19 protein-coding genes are annotated in these 16507 nt (G+C 48.5%); 6 read left to right on the top strand and 13 right to left on the bottom strand.

What is annotated here, in order from left to right:
• Positions 1–116 precede the first annotated feature (116 nt).
• From ypfJ to prfH, 4 genes are all read left to right on the top strand, one after another.
• Positions 117–959: a KPN_02809 family neutral zinc metallopeptidase gene (ypfJ, locus tag CKV66_RS04740; RefSeq protein ID WP_085356246.1), complete on the top strand. Its 843-nt coding sequence runs from the start codon at positions 117–119 to the stop codon at positions 957–959.
• A gap of 230 nt (positions 960–1189) precedes the next feature.
• The gene (locus tag CKV66_RS04735) at positions 1190–1396 is read left to right on the top strand and encodes a (2Fe-2S)-binding protein (RefSeq protein WP_085356245.1); all 207 of its coding nucleotides are present in this window, start codon (positions 1190–1192) and stop codon (positions 1394–1396) included.
• Between the two features lie 376 nt (positions 1397–1772).
• Complete coding sequence (locus CKV66_RS04730; RefSeq protein WP_085364391.1) at positions 1773–2903, top strand: RNA ligase RtcB family protein; 1131 nt, start codon at positions 1773–1775, stop codon at positions 2901–2903.
• A gap of 9 nt (positions 2904–2912) precedes the next feature.
• Positions 2913–3542: a peptide chain release factor H gene (gene prfH / locus CKV66_RS04725; RefSeq protein WP_085364392.1), complete on the top strand. Its 630-nt coding sequence runs from the start codon at positions 2913–2915 to the stop codon at positions 3540–3542.
• 237 nt (positions 3543–3779) lie between these two features.
• On the opposite strand, the gene xerD is transcribed toward prfH, so the two are convergent.
• The 5 genes from xerD to CKV66_RS04700 all read right to left on the bottom strand — a co-directional run bounded on the left by xerD (position 3780) and on the right by CKV66_RS04700 (position 6552).
• Entirely contained in the window at positions 3780–4670 is an 891-nt protein-coding gene (xerD, locus tag CKV66_RS04720) for a site-specific tyrosine recombinase XerD (protein WP_085364393.1), read from the bottom strand.
• A 13-nt stretch (positions 4671–4683) separates the two neighbouring features.
• Complete coding sequence (locus CKV66_RS04715) at positions 4684–4884, bottom strand: hypothetical protein (RefSeq protein WP_085364394.1); 201 nt, start codon at positions 4882–4884, stop codon at positions 4684–4686.
• Positions 4885–5020: 136 nt separating this feature from the next.
• Entirely contained in the window at positions 5021–5488 is a 468-nt protein-coding gene (locus CKV66_RS04710) for a methylated-DNA--[protein]-cysteine S-methyltransferase (protein ID WP_085364395.1), read from the bottom strand.
• A gap of 21 nt (positions 5489–5509) precedes the next feature.
• Entirely contained in the window at positions 5510–6094 is a 585-nt protein-coding gene (locus tag CKV66_RS04705; RefSeq protein ID WP_085364396.1) for a GNAT family N-acetyltransferase, read from the bottom strand.
• A 14-nt stretch (positions 6095–6108) separates the two neighbouring features.
• Positions 6109–6552: a peroxiredoxin gene (locus tag CKV66_RS04700; RefSeq protein WP_085364397.1), complete on the bottom strand. Its 444-nt coding sequence runs from the start codon at positions 6550–6552 to the stop codon at positions 6109–6111.
• Positions 6553–6788: 236 nt separating this feature from the next.
• On the opposite strand from CKV66_RS04700, the gene CKV66_RS04695 reads away from it, so the two are divergent.
• Positions 6789–8066, top strand: coding sequence for a NupC/NupG family nucleoside CNT transporter (locus tag CKV66_RS04695; protein ID WP_085364398.1), 1278 nt, complete (start codon positions 6789–6791; stop codon positions 8064–8066).
• Between the two features lie 258 nt (positions 8067–8324).
• Here CKV66_RS04695 and CKV66_RS04690 read toward each other — a convergent pair whose 3' ends face one another.
• Positions 8325–9263 carry a serine hydrolase gene (locus CKV66_RS04690; protein WP_370686958.1) on the bottom strand — a complete coding sequence of 313 codons (939 nt, stop codon included), beginning with the start codon at positions 9261–9263 and terminating at the stop codon, positions 8325–8327.
• A 472-nt stretch (positions 9264–9735) separates the two neighbouring features.
• On the opposite strand from CKV66_RS04690, the gene clpX reads away from it, so the two are divergent.
• Positions 9736–11013: an ATP-dependent Clp protease ATP-binding subunit ClpX gene (gene clpX, locus CKV66_RS04685; protein ID WP_085364400.1), complete on the top strand. Its 1278-nt coding sequence runs from the start codon at positions 9736–9738 to the stop codon at positions 11011–11013.
• Positions 11014–11212: 199 nt separating this feature from the next.
• Here the strand turns inward: clpX and CKV66_RS04680 are convergent, their stop codons facing one another.
• The 7 genes from CKV66_RS04680 to CKV66_RS04645 all read right to left on the bottom strand — a co-directional run bounded on the left by CKV66_RS04680 (position 11213) and on the right by CKV66_RS04645 (position 16294).
• Entirely contained in the window at positions 11213–11722 is a 510-nt protein-coding gene (locus CKV66_RS04680; RefSeq protein ID WP_085364401.1) for a protein disulfide oxidoreductase, read from the bottom strand.
• Positions 11723–11727: 5 nt separating this feature from the next.
• Positions 11728–12567, bottom strand: a complete 840-nt coding sequence (locus CKV66_RS04675; RefSeq protein ID WP_085364402.1) for a mechanosensitive ion channel family protein — start codon at positions 12565–12567, stop codon at positions 11728–11730.
• A 216-nt stretch (positions 12568–12783) separates the two neighbouring features.
• Entirely contained in the window at positions 12784–13239 is a 456-nt protein-coding gene (locus CKV66_RS04665; protein ID WP_269457272.1) for a PilX family type IV pilin, read from the bottom strand.
• A 12-nt stretch (positions 13240–13251) separates the two neighbouring features.
• Positions 13252–13806, bottom strand: a complete 555-nt coding sequence (locus CKV66_RS04660; RefSeq protein ID WP_085364404.1) for a pilus assembly PilX family protein — start codon at positions 13804–13806, stop codon at positions 13252–13254.
• On the bottom strand, positions 13785–14711 hold the full coding sequence (locus tag CKV66_RS04655) for a PilW family protein (protein WP_085364405.1): 927 nt from the start codon (positions 14709–14711) through the stop codon (positions 13785–13787). Before CKV66_RS04655 ends, CKV66_RS04660 begins: the two co-directional genes overlap by 22 nt.
• Before the next feature lie 3 nt (positions 14712–14714).
• A complete protein-coding gene (pilV, locus tag CKV66_RS04650) occupies positions 14715–15458 on the bottom strand; it encodes a type IV pilus modification protein PilV (RefSeq protein ID WP_085364406.1) in 744 nt (247 codons plus the stop codon).
• Between the two features lie 77 nt (positions 15459–15535).
• Positions 15536–16294 (bottom strand): pilus assembly FimT family protein, encoded by a 759-nt coding sequence (locus CKV66_RS04645; protein WP_231990522.1) that lies wholly within the window; start codon positions 16292–16294, stop codon positions 15536–15538.
• Between the last annotated feature and the right edge of the window lie 213 nt (positions 16295–16507).

Genomic DNA, 16507 nt, shown 5'->3' with positions numbered 1-16507 from the left:
TATTTTCACCAAACCGGCATCACATACGCTCAAAGATTTACCCTCCACACCATCCGCCCAATTCAAATCTATACCGTATAATGGCGGCAACACAACACCATGAAAAGGAATCTACCATGCGCTGGCAAGGCAGAAAGCAAAGCTCAAACGTAGAAGACCGCCGCGGGCGTTCCGGCCGTATCGGCGGCAAAGGCACGGGCATCATCGGCATCATCATCTTATTGGTAGGCGCTTACTACGGCGTGGATTTATCCGGCTTGGTCGGCACACCCTCGCCTACGCAAATCACTCAGCCGCAAACCAAATTAGACAGCAAACTCGAAGCCCAACTCAACGAACTTTCGCGCGTGGTACTGGCCGACACCGAAACCGTATGGAGCAACTATTTCGCCAAAAACGGCAGCCGCTACACACCGACCACGCTGGTGCTCTACACCGCCGGTACGCAAACCGCCTGCGGCACCGGCCAAGCCGCGATGGGGCCGTTTTACTGCCCTGCCGACCGCAAAGTCTATATCGACTTATCGTTTTATGAAGACATGCGCAAAAAGCTCGGTGCATCCGGCGATGCCGCCTTCTCTTATGTAATCGCCCACGAAGTCGGCCACCATGTACAAAACCTGCTCGGCATCTTGCCCCAAGTCAACCAAATGCAGCAGGCGGCAAACTCCAAAGCACAAGCCAATGCACTTTCCGTCAAGCTGGAATTGCAGGCCGACTGCTTTGCCGGCATTTGGGCGCATTACGCCGTCAACCAAAACCTGTTTGAAGAAGGCGACATCGAAGAAGCCGTCAACGCCGCCGAAGCCGTGGGCGACGACCGCCTGCAAAAACGTTCGCAAGGTTATGTGGTGCACGACAGCTTTACCCACGGCTCGTCGGCCGAGCGCATGGCCTGGTTCAAACGCGGCTTAAACAGCGGCGACGTGAACCAATGCAATACCTTTGCCGCAAGATAACCGCAACACACCCCGCTCAATAAAGCATTTTCACCATCCGCTCCCTATCTTAGGCAGATAGTGCAAATAACAGGACACAGAAGCCGATACTTCTGCCCGTGATTTATTTGCAATATCTGCCTAATTTACAATTGCTATACTTGCAATGCGAACCGTTTTTATTTATATTCTCAACCACCCCTATAATAAAACTCAATCTCATTACGAATAACGGAACAAGGAGCACGAAAATGTTTGTATGTATCTGCAATGCCATTACAGACCGCCAAATTCAAGAAACCGTTGCCGCCGGTGCTTCCAGCTTGAGCGACCTGCAAGCCCAACTGGGTGTCGCAACCTGCTGCGGCTGTTGCAGCGAATTGGCTTCTTCCTTCCTCACCGGCAGCAACACTTCCAGCACCAGCACCATGACCGCCGGTATCAACGTACAAAGCTAAGTCATCGTTCACCATTTATAAAGCACACAGGCCGTCTGAAACCTTTCAGACGGCCTGTGTGCTTTATATGAACTTAAAAACACCACCCCAACTTGTTGCACAATCCGCCACACTCACCGGCATGAATCAAGGCCGTTGGTTGCCACTTTTACCGCCTTGGTACTACAATCCGCCCCATTCGATTCATCTTCAGCAAAGAAAGGAGCACATCATGATGATTTACCACACAATCTGCTCAATCACTCTTTGCAGCACCGGCGTATAAGCGCGCACCTCTTTTTTCTGTGTCGCCCGCGTTCGGGCTGCTTTCCTGATTATTCGCGTCAACCCATGAAACACAGACTTCATGCGGTTTGCGCCTGCAAGAAAGTATATTATGGGCACACTTATTTCCCACCCTGATTCCATCGTGATTGCCGATTCCGACACTTGGATAGAAGGCAACGCGGTTCAACAACTCCACACCACCGCCACGTTGCCGCACATGCTCCGTGTAGCCGGCATGCCGGATTTACACGCCGGACGCGGTTATCCGGTAGGCGCGGCTTTTTTCAGCCGCAATCACTTTTACCCCGCCTTAATCGGCAACGACATCGGCTGCGGCATGGCTTTTTGGCAAACCGACCTGACCGCCTACAAAGCCAAACCCGAGAAACTCGCCAAACAGCTCGGCAATATCGACATGCCGCTCGATGACAACTGGCACGAACGCATCCGCGAATTGCTGCCTGCCCACCTGTTTCAGACGGCCTTAGGCACCATCGGCGGCGGCAACCATTTTGCCGAACTGCAAGCCGTTGACGACATTTACCGCGCCGACCTGCTGCCCGCTGCGTTTGACAAAACCAAACTACAACTCTTGGTACACAGCGGTTCCCGCGGCTTGGGTCAACACATTCTCAGCCGCCACGTTCAGCAATTCGGGCATCAAGGCTTAGATGCCGGCTCTGAAGCGGCGGCAGACTATTTACACGCACATCAAGATGCTTTGGATTTCGCCCACGCTAACCGACGCCTGATTGCAGAAAGAATGCTGCACAACTGGCGCAGCGAAGGCTCTTGCCTGCTGGATGTGCACCACAACTTTCTCGAAGAAGCCGACATCGGCGGCGTGCACGGCTGGCTGCACCGCAAAGGCGCAACACCGGCCGACCGCGGCTTGGTAGTCATTCCCGGTTCGCGCGGCGACTTCAGCTATCTGGTTTTACCCGCCGAAGATTGCAGCCTGTCGCTCAATTCGCTGGCACACGGATCCGGACGGAAATGGCTGCGTACGGAATGCCGCGGCCGTTTATCGCACAAATATTCTGCGGACTCATTGCGCCGCACCGCCTTCGGCAGCATCGTCGTATGCCGAGATAAAACGTTGATTTACGAAGAAGCACCGCAGGCATACAAAAACGTTGACAGCGTGGTCAATGCTTTGCTGAACGCGGGCCTGATCACCATCGTGGCGCGGTTTAAACCGGTGCTGACCTACAAAACATCGGGCGCTTGCGGCGCATAGGAGCAAGAAATGAACACGGTTTTATTACACATCTCCACCGCACAAGGCCCGGCGGAATGCCAGATATTCGCCCGTTTTGTTGTGCGGCATTTGATACGGGAAGCCAAGTCGCAAGGCATTGCCGCCGCTGTTCAGACGGCCTCCGAAAGCAAATACGGCATGATTTCGGCCACGGTCAAAATTAGCGGCGCGGCGGCAGAAACGTGGTCGCAACATTGGCTGGGAACGCTGCAATGGATATGCAGCAGCCCCGTCCGCAAACAGCATTTGCGTAAAAACTGGTACATCGGCATCTTCCGCCTGCCCGACGCGGATTTACCCGAGTACGGCGACGGCGAAATCGCTTTCCAAACCTGTCGCGCGGGCGGCAAAGGCGGTCAGCACGTCAACAAAACCGAAAGCGCGGTGCGTGCAACTCACACGCCAAGCGGCATTTCCGTGCGGGTAGAAAGCGAGCGCAGCCAGCACGCCAATAAAAAACGGGCGTTGGCATTGCTGTCGGAAAAACTGGCCGAAGCGCACAGCACCCGGGCAGAAGCCTATGCGCGTCAAAAACATGTGCAGCTTTATCAGGTGGAGCGCGGCAATCCGGTGAAGGTGTTTGAAGGTTTGTCGTTTCGGGAACGGAAAATGCCGTAACGCAACGCAGCTTCACAGCTTGAGGCCGTCTGAAAACGAGCTTCGCGAGTTTAGACAAAACCTGCCGAACGAAAATCCGCGAGCCTAGATCCAGATTGCCTAGCCGCCCGCAGGTAGCGTTCGGTTGTTTGCACGAATGTTTTTTTGAATCGTATGTATTTGAAAAGCACACAGGCCGTCTGAAATATTTTCAGACGGCCTGCTTTCATTTCCGCACCAATAACTTAAACAGCTCATTCAACCGCGCGGATGGTGTTCCTGCACAATACTTTTCAACCTCTCGTTAGCAACATGGGTGTAAATCTGGGTAGTGCTGATGTCGGCGTGGCCAAGCAGCAGTTGTACCACGCGCAAGTCGGCGCCGTGATTGACGAGATGGGTGGCGAAGGCGTGGCGCAGTCCGTGCGGGCTTAGGTGTTCGATACCGGCTTCTTGGGCGTATTTTTCGACAATCATCCAAGCGAGCTGGCGGCTGATGCCGGTGCGTTTCTGGCTGACGAACAATTCGTCGCAGGCTTTGTTTTTCAGCAGCAGCGGGCGGGCTTCGGCGAGATAGCGTTCTATCCAGTAGGCGGCTTCTTCGCCGAGCGGCACAATGCGCTGTTTGTTGCCTTTGCCGATGGTGTTGATGATGCCTTTGTGCAGATTGGCTTGGCCGATTTGGAGTTTTACCGCTTCGCTGACGCGCAAGCCGGTGGCGTAGATAAGCTCCAACAGGGCTTTATCGCGCAGGCCGTGTGCGCTTTCGGTGTCGGGAGCATTCAGCAGCGCGTCGATTTGTGCTTCGGTAATCAGCTTGGGCAGGGTTGTGGGCTGTTTGGGCGTGGTGAGGTGGCGGGTGGGGTTGTCGCTGCGCCGTTCGGTTTCGAGCAGCCAACCGTAGAGGCGTTTGCAGGCTGAAAGGGCGCGTGCTTGCGAACGGGTTTGCTCGTCGGGATGGTAAATGGCGGCGGATAAGTCGCTGCTTTGTGCGTTTTGCCAGTTGAGGCCGTGTTCGACCAAGCGCGCGGCGACTTTTTGCAGGTCACGCCGGTAGCTGTCGAGCGTGTTTTGGCTGAGACGGTCGTTCAGCCAAAGGTGTTCGAGCAGGCGGTCGATATAGGTATCGGGATGGTTTTCAGACGGCATCGCAAGGGTTTTCTCAAAGAACGGCCATAACAACAATAAAGGCAAACACCAGCGCAATCGCGGCCAAAATGCCGATCATCACGATTTTGGCGGTTCGGGCTTTGGCCTCGGCCAAGCGCACCTCTGCTTGCAGCTTGGCGGTTTCGGCTTTGGTTTTTTCAATGTCCCATTCCGTCGGGCGGGTTTGCGGGGCTTTGTCGGAGGTTTCGTGCATGTTGGTTTCCTTGCGGGAAAAGGGTTTTTCAGACGGCCTTAACAGCAAAATAAACTTATTTTTGATACAAGGCAGCAAGTCGAAGACAGTATGAGTAATACGGCAAGACGCAGCAACGCCGTAGCAGAAATAAAGTTTATTTGCTGTTTATTTCAATGCCTTCATGTTGCAGCAGCCAACGCTTAATCGCCAGCGCGTCGCCTTCTCCGCTGGAAAATCCGCCCAAGCCTTGTTTGGCGACGACGCGGTGGCACGGCACCACTAAGGCCAGCGGGTTTTTACCGCATGCGCCGCCGACTGCACGGGGATGGCTGCCTATTTTGCGGGCGATGTCTTGGTAAGTGAGCACTTCTCCGGCAGGGATCTCGGCAATCGTCTGCCAAACCTTCTGCTGGAACGCCGTGCCTTGCGTGGAAATCGGGTGATTAAAGTTTTTCAGACGGCCTGAGAAGTAATCGTCCAGTTTCTTTTTCCATGCTTCGGGCAAAGGATAAGGCGCATATTCGGGTCGGCCGTGCAGGTTCAGTTCGACAAGGTTTTCCTCTGCGTCGAAGATTAAGGTGATGTCGCCGAACGGGGCGGAATACAGACAAGGATAGTTCATGGTTTAAGGCCGTCTGAAAAATTATGGCTGCGCATTCACACGCGCCGCCAGCTTGGCTTTGGCTTGCGGCCATTCTGAGCGGATCATGCTGTACATCACGGTATCGCGCACGCTGCCGTCACGCCGGGCTTGGTGGCCGCGCAAAACGCCGTCTTTTTTCGCGCCCAAGCGTTCGATGGCTTGCTGCGAACGGGTGTTCAGAATATCGGTGCGCCAACCCACGGTTTGTACGGCCAGCGTTTCAAAGGCATGGCGCAACAGCAGGTATTTGCAGGTGGTGTTCACATGGCTGCGCCAGTAGCTGCGGGCATACCAGGTATAGCCGATTTCCAAACGCGCGGCGGCGGGGACGATATCGTGATAGCTGGTGCTGCCGATCACTTTGCCGCTGCGCTCGTCAATCACGGCGAAGGCCAAGCGGTTGGGCATGTTTAAGGCCGTCTGAATATAGGCGGCGGTATTGTGCGGCTCGGGCACAGAGGCAAACACCAGCTGCCACAGTTCGCCGTCGGCCGCGGCTTCGCGCAAACCTTCTTCGTGCTGCATACCCAGCGGCTCCAAGCGGATGCCGTTTAAACTGAGGGTAATCGGTTGCGGCGTATTCATGGTTCCACCTTTTTTCAGACGGCCTTACTGACGGTTTCCAACACTTCCTGCGCGTGCCCCGCTACTTTGACTTTGCGCCATTCGTGCTCGATTTCGCCTTGTTTGTTGAGTACGAACGTGCTGCGTTCGATGCCGAGCGATTCTTTGCCGTAGAGTTTTTTCAACTTGATCACGTCAAACAGCTTGCACACGGTTTCGTCTTTGTCGCTGAGCAGTTCGAATTGGAAACCTTGTTTGGCGCAAAAGTTCTGATGCGATTTCACGCCGTCGCGCGAGATGCCGACCACGGTGTAGCCGAGGGCTTTGAATTGTTCCAAGCGGGCGCTGAAGTCCAAGCCTTCGGTAGTGCAGCCGGGCGTGCTGTCTTTGGGGTAGAAATAAACCACCAGCGGCAGGTGTTCGTCGGATACGAAATCGCGGTCGGCGGAAGACGGCAGGGTAAAGCTGTATTGCGGCATGTCGTTCTCTTTCTCAATCGGTTTTCAGACGGCCTTTATCTTATACCATTCTGCGCTTACACCCAAAGGCCGTCTGAAAATGAATCAACCGAATAAGGCGGCAGCCATATGACGAACCGCGGTAAAGCAAGTTATCGACTATAGCTTCAAGTCCGAAGGCCGTCTGAAAATTCCGGCACGGCTTTGCGCAGGCTTCCTTTATAATGGCGGAACTTTGTCAATAAAGGAAAACTGAAATGGGTGTTTTACACAGTTTGCTGGGCATGGCGGTGCTGGTGGCGATTGCGGTGCTGCTTTCCACCAACCGCAAGGCCATCAACATCCGCACGGTGGCCGGTGCGTTTCTGATTCAGGTGGCTCTGGGCGCATTGGTGCTGTATGTGCCGCAAGGACGCGATATGCTGCAAGGCGCGTCGAACGCCATCAGCAATGTGATTGCTTACGGCAACAACGGCGTGAGTTTTTTGTTTGGCGGCTTGGTGTCGGACAAAATGTTTGAAATGTTCGGCGGCGGCGGCTTTGTGTTTGCCCTGCGCGTGTTGCCGATGATTGTGTTTTTCTCATCGCTGATGGCGGTGCTGTACTACATCGGCGTGATGCAGGTGCTGATTAAAGTCATCGGCGGTTTTCTGCAAAAAGTGTTGGGCACATCGAAAGCCGAATCCATGTCGGCGGCGGCCAATATTTTCGTAGGCCAAACGGAAGCGCCGCTGGTGGTGCGCCCGTATATCCGCAGAATGACCGAATCGGAGCTGTTTGCCGTGATGAGCGGCGGTTTGGCTTCGGTGGCCGGTTCGGTGTTGGCCGGTTATGCCCAAATGGGCGTGCCGCTGCCCTATCTGATTGCCGCTTCGTTTATGGCGGCACCGGGCGGTTTGCTGTTTGCCAAACTGTTGGTACCCGAAACGGAAAAAACGCAAAACGATGAAGAAGTGTTGGCCGAAAATGAAGAAGACAAGCCGACCAATGTCATCGACGCGGCGGCAGGCGGTGCGGTAACCGGCGCGCAAATCGCCATTGCTGTGGGCGCGTCGCTGCTGGCATTCGTCGCTTTAATTGCCATGATCAACGGCATTATCGGCGGCGTAGCAGGCTGGTTCGGCCACGGTGATTTGACCTTGCAGGCCATTCTGGGCTGGGTGTTTTCGCCGCTGGCATGGATTATCGGCGTGCCGTGGCATGAGGCGGGTGTGGCAGGTTCGTTAATCGGGCAAAAAGTGGTGGTGAACGAATTTGTGGCCTATTCCGAATTTGTGAACTACTTGAAACCCGAATCGGCAGTTAAACTCACCGACACCACCAAAGCGATTATTTCTTTCGCGCTGTGCGGATTTGCCAACTTGGGTTCGATTGCCGTATTGGTGGGCGGCTTGAGCATTATGGCGCCGAACCGCCGCAAAGACGTAGCCCGCTTGGGCATCAAAGCAGTGGTTGCCGGTTCGCTGTCTAACCTGATGAGCGCGGTGATTGCGGGCTTGTTTATCGGCTTGTCGGGCGTAAGTATCTTGTCGTAAAAGAATCTGGTTATTAATAAGGCCGTCTGAAAGCAAACTTGTGAGCTTCGCTTTCAGACGGCCTCGTTACATCTGTTCTAATCAAATCACTATTGATCTAAAACTCAATCTCAAGCCGGCGTTACATGCGTTCCCAAGCCCGGATAAAACCATCTGCCCTTCTTCCCAAACCATCGTCTGCAACAAAACAAACAGCCTGAAGGGATAAAACCCTCAGGCTGTTACTTCTTCCTATCCTAAAATCAAACCAACAATGGATTAAGAGCGTGTTTGCAACATCCAAGATTCGATTTTACGCGCATCGTTCACACGGCTCAGAGAAGAAGGCGCATTCAACAATACGATGGTTACGGGTTGGTTCTGCACTTTGGCTTTCACAACCATAGAACGGCCTGCCTCGCGGATATAACCGGTTTTCTGAAGCTCGATGTTCCAACCGCCCTCACGAACCAAAGCATTGCTGTTGCGATAGCTTTGCTGGCCTTTATGCGTGTAAACCGCGCGGTAGTTGGAAACGCTGTCGCGTCGGATAACCGGATACTTGCTCGCAGCCTGAACCATTTTGCTCAAATCGTTCGCCGTAGACACATTACGGAAATCCAAGCCGGTCGGCTCGTAAAAACGGGTATTGCCCATGCCCAAACTTTGCGCTTTGCGGTTCATCGCATCCACAAATGCAGACATACCGCCCGGATAGCTGCGGCCAAGCGCATGAGTGGCGCGGTTTTCACTGCTCATCAGGCTCAGATGCAAAAGCTCGCCGCGGGTCAGCGTAGTGCCCACCGCCAAACGGCTGCCCGTACCTTTCAGGCGGTCTATTTCAGCAGCGGTAATGGTAATCGGCTCGTTCATATTCTGATTCGCATCCAACACCACCATCGCAGACATCAATTTTGAAATCGAAGCAATCGGCATTACGCGGTTGGGATTTTTCTGAAACAGCACTTCGCCGGTTTTATTGTTCACGATCAAAGCAGACTGTGAAGACAGCAAGGGGCCTGCATAAGCAGCCTGTGCTTCAAGCTGGTCTTCAATTTTCATGGTCGCAAATGCGCCCAAGGGATCGCTTTCAACGGGGAAGTTCTGCTCCAAAAACTGACCCAGCACGTCCAAATCATCCGCTGCGGCAGGCAGGCTGAAAGCAGCCAAACCAATGCTCAAACAAGCTGCGGCAATTTTTTTGCTGATATTCATCATCGGCATTTTTCATCTTCCGTGTGTACTTAAGTTGAAACAAATGTGCCGCCATAAAAAGCTACTGTTTGGGCCTTATGACAACACGTTCTATCTGTAATTAGTAAATTATTGATTAAAACGGGCTTTGCTGTAAAGCCGAAAAATATATTTTCCCCCATTTAAACCATATTTTACCTTTTCAAACTATTAAATAAGCATAAAAAACTTCAAAAAACCTTACAATAAATAACTATATTTACTTTAACTGAGATTATTTAATATGTTGTATGAAGCTTACACCTCGAAAGCGCTACCCCACTCCGCCTTACTTTCCAATCCATTAAAATCCGGCAAAAAGCACGCCCCTTTCATTCTCTCAAAACATTTATCCGCTTAGTTTGATAAACAAGCAGATACTTATTATACTTATCGGTTCAACCAAGCAAATTCTGCATCTTAAACATCACACAATAATCCTGAAGAAAATATAAATATGTCAGACGAAAAACGTTTCTGCTCGTTTTGCGGTAAACCTGAGCACGAAGTAAAAAACCTGATTGAAGGCGAAAAAGCTTTAATCTGCAACGAATGTGTGGAAACCTGCGGCATCATGCTCAAAGCCCAGCATGAAGATTCCGATATGCCTGCCGAAACCGCAGCGCAAGACCGTTTACCCACCCCTGCCGAAATCGTGGCGAATCTCAACGACCACGTTATCGGGCAAGAGCAGGCCAAAAAAGCATTGGCTGTCGCCGTTTACAACCATTACAAACGCTTACGCCACCCGAAAAACAGCGAAAACGTAGAGCTGTCCAAAAGCAACATCTTGCTCATCGGCCCCACCGGCTCCGGCAAAACCCTGCTGGCACAATCGCTTGCCCGCAAACTGGATGTGCCTTTTGTGATGGCAGATGCCACTACGCTCACAGAAGCGGGTTATGTAGGCGAAGACGTGGAGCAAATCATTACGAAACTGCTGGGCAAATGTGATTTCGATGTAGAAAAAGCCCAACGCGGCATCGTATATATTGATGAAATCGACAAAATTTCCCGCAAAAGCGACAACCCTTCCATCACCCGCGACGTATCCGGCGAAGGCGTACAGCAAGCACTGCTGAAACTGATTGAAGGAACCGTTGCCTCCGTCCCCCCGCAAGGCGGCCGCAAGCACCCCAATCAAGAATTCATTAATGTTGACACTACCAATATCTTGTTCATCTGCGGCGGTGCATTTGCAGGCTTAGAAAAAGTCATCCGCCAACGTACCGAAAAAGGCGGTATCGGCTTCGGTGCGGTCGTGAGCAGCAAGGATGAAAATGCCAATATTACCGAGCTGTTTGAAACCGTTGAGCCGGAAGACTTAATCAAATTCGGCTTGATTCCCGAACTTATCGGCCGCCTTCCCGTTATTGCCACGCTGGCCGAACTTGATGAAGACGCTTTGATCAATATTCTGACTGAGCCGAAAAACGCCCTCATCAAGCAATATCAAGCATTGTTTGCGATGGAAGGCGTGGAGCTGGAAGTTTTGCCTTCTGCCTTACGCAGCATTGCCAAACAAGCTATGGAACGCAAAACCGGTGCCCGCGGCTTGCGTTCGATTGTAGAACGATGCCTGCTCGAAACCATGTACATCCTTCCGAATCTCAAAGAAGTGAAGAAAGTCGTGGTTAATGAGAATGTAATTGAAAAAGGTGACAAACCTAAGCTGTTACTTTCAGACGGCAGCGAATATCAAGAAGCAAGTTCAAGCAAAAAGCCTGCTGCATAAAGCAGATAAGAAAATCCCTTGATCGCCAAGTCTTTTCAACGATTCGGCAATCAAGGGATTTTTCAAAAATAATCTCAGTAATTTTTCTTTCTAATAGCAAATTTATTCAAAAGATAGTCTGCATTTCTTGTACAAATTACTAAGATTTAGTGGTCTTTAAACAAAGATAAATATCAAGTCTAACCAATTATTTATCACATCAATAAATTTGATTAGCCAACCAAATTCTGCTCCGCAAACCCCAATAACTGCTCAGCCCCGTCGTGCTGTGTATCATTTTTCCATTTTTCACGACAACAATCGTGGGCGTTACCGCTATTTGCCAATGAGCCGAAATGCTGCCGTCCGTATCGTTTACCGTTTCAAAACTCAAGCTTTTATCACGCATGTAAGCTTGCACTTCTTGATCCGAACCGGATTTCAAAGCAACACTCAACACAGGTATTCCTGATTGATGCAAACGCTGTACCACCGGAGAAGTGTGCCTACAAATACCGCACCAACTTCCCCAAAAATAGACCACAGCTGCACGGTCTTTGCTGAGTTCGCTTAAACTGGTTTGCTTCTGATTCAGTAAAGCAAGAGGCTGCTCTGCAAATTCCAAAGGTTGCACGGGCTTACGCCACCAATCTACCGCAACTGAAATCACTAAAACCATCAAGGCCGTCTGAAAAATGCTTTTAAGCCAGCGCTTTGCTTTTGAAGTCATTTATCTCAATCCTTTTGCTCTTTCATCAAAAAAGGCTGAATGCACGATAATACTTCATCCAAAATACGGTTATTGTCGGTATGACCTTGCGCCCACCAACGCAGCTCCATAGTGGCCGAAGTATCAGAAAGTGCAATCACAGCAATTTCGAGATCTGAAATATCGTTACTGCAACATTGTTGAATAGAAGCAATAATCTGATTTTTAACAGCATCCATATCCGATGCCACAGGCAGGCTGAAAGTTGTGCTTTGACGATATTTGCCACTGCTGGTATTCACGGTTACGGGCGATGTAAATAGCTGAGCATTCGGGATCACAATACGTCTGCCGTCGTAAGTACGCAGCGTAGTGGCGCGAATTTCTATATTTTCTACCGTTCCCTCAAACGAACCGGACACAATGCGGTCTCCAATTCTAAATGGTTCACTCAAAAGCAGCAGAATACCTGAAAGCAGATTTTGAAAAATATCTTTAAACGCAAAACCAATCGCTACCGAACCGATACCTAATGCACTAATCAATTGTGCCGGCGTGAAGTCTGGAATAGCAATCATCATCGCGGCCAAAAATCCGGCAAATATAATCAATGCCCCACCGATACGTTGCAAAACCAGCAAAAGATTCATGCGGTTACTCAAACGGCCCGCAAGCAATTTGGCAGTTAGCGATTTAAACAGCTTGGATAAAAACCAAAACAGAATAAACACCAACAGTGCCAACACCAAATACGGCACTCTCAACCAGAATGCCTGAACCATCGTATTCACACTGCTGGTCATGGTTTCATAATGACTCAAACTTTGGCTAATGCCGTTATTCAATTTTTCAAAAGTGTTCATCATCTCTTAATATCCGGCTCAAGGCCGTCTGAAATTATTTTGCTTCGCTAGAAATGAATAGAGTTCATTTTATGGAAAGCTTGCACTTCATGCTTATTGTTCATGCCATAAGATAAAAATCCAAGATAAAAAGCCGAAATCCCGATACTGAATTTCGACATCTTATCTTGGCGCTCTGTTAGCTCCTGAATGATTATTGAGCTGTCAATTTTAAAATCGTTAACCACCTATTTTTTCGCAATCACCACTAACAGCATATTCTCTTGCAGCAGCGGCATTACTGCATCTGTAAGCATCTCCGGCGCTACTCATCCACACAGCTTTTGTATAGCCGCTACTCGACTTAGGCGTTGCAATAAGATTGTAAGCAATACTGTTTTGATTCGGCACATAAACTAGGAAATCATACCTTTTTTCCACTTCCACATCTTTATGGTATTTGCCGATCAAATTGGTCAATTCAGTTTGGCTTTTGTAACTAGACGAATTTTTAATCCGTTCTGTTTTGATATGGTTATTCATATTAACCAATTCATTATAGGCCTGAGTAAGATGGCCACGCTCAATGTAATGCATATATGATGGAAATGCTATTACCGCAAGAATGCCGATCACGGCCACGGTTATCATCATTTCCAACAAAGTAAAGCCTTGTTGCTTTAAATACTTTTTCACTACAGCTTCCCCTTAACCGGCAGATACATACGATTGCAAAACCACAACGGTATTCGCATTTTTACCCCACGCTTTAGCCGTAACGCGGTAAATGACCGAACCGTCATTTTGAGTGCTGATATATTCTATAATGTAGCGCGGCTGTTGACTGGCTCCTGAATTGGGTAACTTTGCTCCATTGGTATCTATGTAAAGTTTAGATTTACTTCCACCATCGCTTCGCCGCCACGCCTCTACTGAAGAATTACCCGTAACAACAATCCCTCCAAAGCTACCTTCAACGCTACCAGCCGCCCTGCATTTAGCATCTTTGCAGTCATCAGTAAATGTGATCTCTCCATCAAATTCTGCAATTTGCTTTTCCCCCGCCCTCAAAGCAGCTTCTGCCAAGGCCGCTGCAAATTTTCGGTCTGCATCATTGGTACTAATACGCTGTTCGGTATTGTATGATTGGGTCACACTAACAACGAAAAATGCGACTACAATCATTACCATCAATACAATAAACAATGAAAAACCTTGCTGTGCCGATTTCTTTGAATAATTTACAGCGTACGGTTTGCGCATGAGTTCCCCCCCCTCACAGAAGCATTAATGGTGTAAATTTGGTTTAAGTCTTGAGCTCCGCCATTCAAAGTCATTTGTATTAATGCCGGCATTTTTGACAGGCTAGAAGAATATTCGAACGTTTCAAACTTTGTTTTATCCTTCGGCAGGATTTCATCCGGACAATTATTTACATAGGTATATCTGAAATTTGCCCCGGTAACATCTCTAATCAATAACTGAGGATTTCCCCAATCATTTCCATCCAACTGAAAGCGGAACAATCCTGCTTGACCGTTAATACTACCAGTCACATAAGCATTGACCACATAATTCATGACCATTGTTTCACTCCGCTGGTTATTTGCTAACCCTAACGTATTTAGCAGTGTACTTTGATCGGGAATTTTATCTTCTGCGGGGCGAACAACTGCTTTACAACTACTGAAAACCAAAGATTGGCTACTTGATGTAGAACTTGCACCACCAGAATCAGATCCATACATAAATATCAAAGCATCAGATGAAGCCTTGAAGCCCGTGGGTTTAAATTCACTCTGTGAAATAATGCGAACAGGCATCAGGTTAGTTGCACTATTCTCAAGCTTGAATGCACTTAGTTTTGACGTTTGAGCATTATTATCGTGAATAACCCTGTCACCCTTTGCACCAATTAAATTAAAACAGCCAAAACTACCGGCCATACGACCATCTCGTACAATCATATTGGCAGCATTACGCAAGTCTTGCTGGAATTTTAGCCGCGTATCCGCTGCGCTATTCAGGGTACGGGCAGTAAAATAACCTGTACTTACTGCAACTAACACAATCATGCTAAGCACACTTGCCACGGCAAACTCAATCAGGCTGAAACCCTTCTGTTTAGCCTTTGCCACATACAAATGGGATTTATACATTTTTGCCATACATTACTCCGCCGAGCGCGCCTGATAGGTATAAACAATCTTCTTACCGTTTGTGTTCAAACCATGATCATTCTTATCATTCTTCTCCACTTTCTCTGCTTCTATTTCCCACAACACTTTAACAACCAGAGGTGCATTACCACCTGAACATTGATGTTCGACTGCATTACCCACAATCTTCATATCTTTGCCGGTGCTATCATTGCAAATAATGTACCAAATATTTGCATTAGGTAATGCTTTTGCCAAACTATCTTCAAACCGTCCCAAATGATCTTCCAATATTTCCCTTTTATTTAAAGATGTAGCATCAGGAGATTTACACCATTTATCTGTATTGTTTTCACAATCCCTTACTTTAATCGGATTGCCGAATCGATAACTTACCGCTCCTTTGTTGCCTTCTACAAAAACATTATTGTTATCATAACTTTTAACAATCCACCCTTCCGGCGTTTTATCATTTATTTTACCGGCACATCGAGTGTCGTCTTGGATATCCTTGCTGCACAAAGTCGGATTGATTAACATACTTTCCATCAGATTTTGAACGGCCTGAGCGACAATGGTTTGGCTTTCTGCTTCCTGAACACTGGCTACGGTTCTTAATTGGGTTGCAAGCAAAGCCAGTACACCCACAGCCAACACAAACATGGATACCAGCACTTCTATCAAGGTCATACCACGCTGCCGAATTTTCAGACGGCCTGTATATGGCTTTATCAATAGATTGTTAGAGACTTTCATTTTTAAGATTCTTGTTTGATTATCATAAAAAAACAGGTGGAATTTTCAGCTTGGATATTGAGCATCCATCTTCATTATTATTGTGAGGCACTCTCGTATTGGCATAAATTCTTCATAACTTCCGTAGTATTTGTACTGCCATCTGAATTACCCGAGCAAACGGTTGCACGGCCGGCACTATCCAATATAACGATTGTAGATCGGGCTTTTTTATCTGCTTCACTTACCGCCGCCGCATCAGTCAAAGAAATTTTTACAAAACCGGTAGAAGGATTTAATTTATCGTCGGCATTAGCTTTATGACCAAAGGTACCGTCGGGCATAAACCCCCATATCAGATCTTTCCCAGTAGATTCAGCACTAAAATTATGAGTTGAAACTTGATAAGCTATTTTCTTATTCAATTTTTTCGGATTATCTTTATCTGGAGAATTTAAAATGACTGTACGCAAATCTATGTCTTCACCCCGCTGATATAAACCTTTTTTATTATTATTAGTTTTATTATTATCGGCAAATGCCGCCAGCCCTTGCTCCGCATGGTCTGCATTACAGTAAACATTGGGAGTTGCATCTTTTCTTATTTGAACGGGACAAACATACACAATGGTATTCAAGCGAACTGCTTCAGTGCGTGCAAATCGCAAAAGATTGGCCACTTGTTCTGCCTTGCTGGCGGCACGTCGCGAGGCAATCCATTGGCTCATATTGGGGAGGGCAATTGTGGCCATGATGGCGACAATTGCGATGACAATCAATAATTCTACTAAAGTAAAACCTTTATTCCGTAAGCGCATGAGTGAGCCTGGTGACGTTATTGGAGTGGTGTATTTCATCAATAAAGCCGCTTTAAACAGCTTTGGAGGTAATTTGTATCAGTATAGCCACAGGTTTCACAGCATAAAAAAACAAATATATCAATACGTTGAAACCCGAAATGCTCAATTCTATTTATGACTCATTTTTTAACTCAATGTCATTTTAAATAGTTTCGTTTAATTTTGTTTATCATTGTAAACGATAATATAACGGCATACCTAGTAAAAAAT

The sequence above is a fragment of the Neisseria zoodegmatis genome (genome assembly GCF_900187305.1).
Lineage (GTDB): Bacteria > Pseudomonadota > Gammaproteobacteria > Burkholderiales > Neisseriaceae > Neisseria > Neisseria zoodegmatis.
Note: the sequence above shows the minus strand (reverse complement) of the source record. Positions and strands in the feature narration are given on the sequence as shown.

Excerpts from the sequence above, each read along its gene's own strand:
- CKV66_RS04735 (WP_085356245.1), top strand. The coding sequence starts at position 1,190 with ATGTTTGTATGTATCTGCAATGCCATTACAGACCGCCAAATTCAAGAA.
- CKV66_RS04660 (WP_085364404.1), bottom strand. The coding sequence starts at position 13,806 with ATGCGCAAACCGTACGCTGTAAATTATTCAAAGAAATCGGCACAGCAA.
- CKV66_RS04645 (WP_231990522.1), bottom strand. The coding sequence starts at position 16,294 with ATGAAATACACCACTCCAATAACGTCACCAGGCTCACTCATGCGCTTA.
- prfH (WP_085364392.1), top strand. The coding sequence starts at position 2,913 with ATGAACACGGTTTTATTACACATCTCCACCGCACAAGGCCCGGCGGAA.
- CKV66_RS04715 (WP_085364394.1), bottom strand. The coding sequence starts at position 4,884 with ATGCACGAAACCTCCGACAAAGCCCCGCAAACCCGCCCGACGGAATGG.
- pilV (WP_085364406.1), bottom strand. The coding sequence starts at position 15,458 with ATGAAAGTCTCTAACAATCTATTGATAAAGCCATATACAGGCCGTCTG.
- CKV66_RS04695 (WP_085364398.1), top strand. The coding sequence starts at position 6,789 with ATGGGTGTTTTACACAGTTTGCTGGGCATGGCGGTGCTGGTGGCGATT.
- CKV66_RS04730 (WP_085364391.1), top strand. The coding sequence starts at position 1,773 with ATGGGCACACTTATTTCCCACCCTGATTCCATCGTGATTGCCGATTCC.
- clpX (WP_085364400.1), top strand. The coding sequence starts at position 9,736 with ATGTCAGACGAAAAACGTTTCTGCTCGTTTTGCGGTAAACCTGAGCAC.
- CKV66_RS04700 (WP_085364397.1), bottom strand. The coding sequence starts at position 6,552 with ATGCCGCAATACAGCTTTACCCTGCCGTCTTCCGCCGACCGCGATTTC.
- ypfJ (WP_085356246.1), top strand. The coding sequence starts at position 117 with ATGCGCTGGCAAGGCAGAAAGCAAAGCTCAAACGTAGAAGACCGCCGC.
- xerD (WP_085364393.1), bottom strand. The coding sequence starts at position 4,670 with ATGCCGTCTGAAAACCATCCCGATACCTATATCGACCGCCTGCTCGAA.
- CKV66_RS04710 (WP_085364395.1), bottom strand. The coding sequence starts at position 5,488 with ATGAACTATCCTTGTCTGTATTCCGCCCCGTTCGGCGACATCACCTTA.
- CKV66_RS04690 (WP_370686958.1), bottom strand. The coding sequence starts at position 9,263 with ATGATGAATATCAGCAAAAAAATTGCCGCAGCTTGTTTGAGCATTGGT.
- CKV66_RS04705 (WP_085364396.1), bottom strand. The coding sequence starts at position 6,094 with ATGAATACGCCGCAACCGATTACCCTCAGTTTAAACGGCATCCGCTTG.
- CKV66_RS04675 (WP_085364402.1), bottom strand. The coding sequence starts at position 12,567 with ATGATGAACACTTTTGAAAAATTGAATAACGGCATTAGCCAAAGTTTG.
- CKV66_RS04680 (WP_085364401.1), bottom strand. The coding sequence starts at position 11,722 with ATGACTTCAAAAGCAAAGCGCTGGCTTAAAAGCATTTTTCAGACGGCC.
- CKV66_RS04655 (WP_085364405.1), bottom strand. The coding sequence starts at position 14,711 with ATGGCAAAAATGTATAAATCCCATTTGTATGTGGCAAAGGCTAAACAG.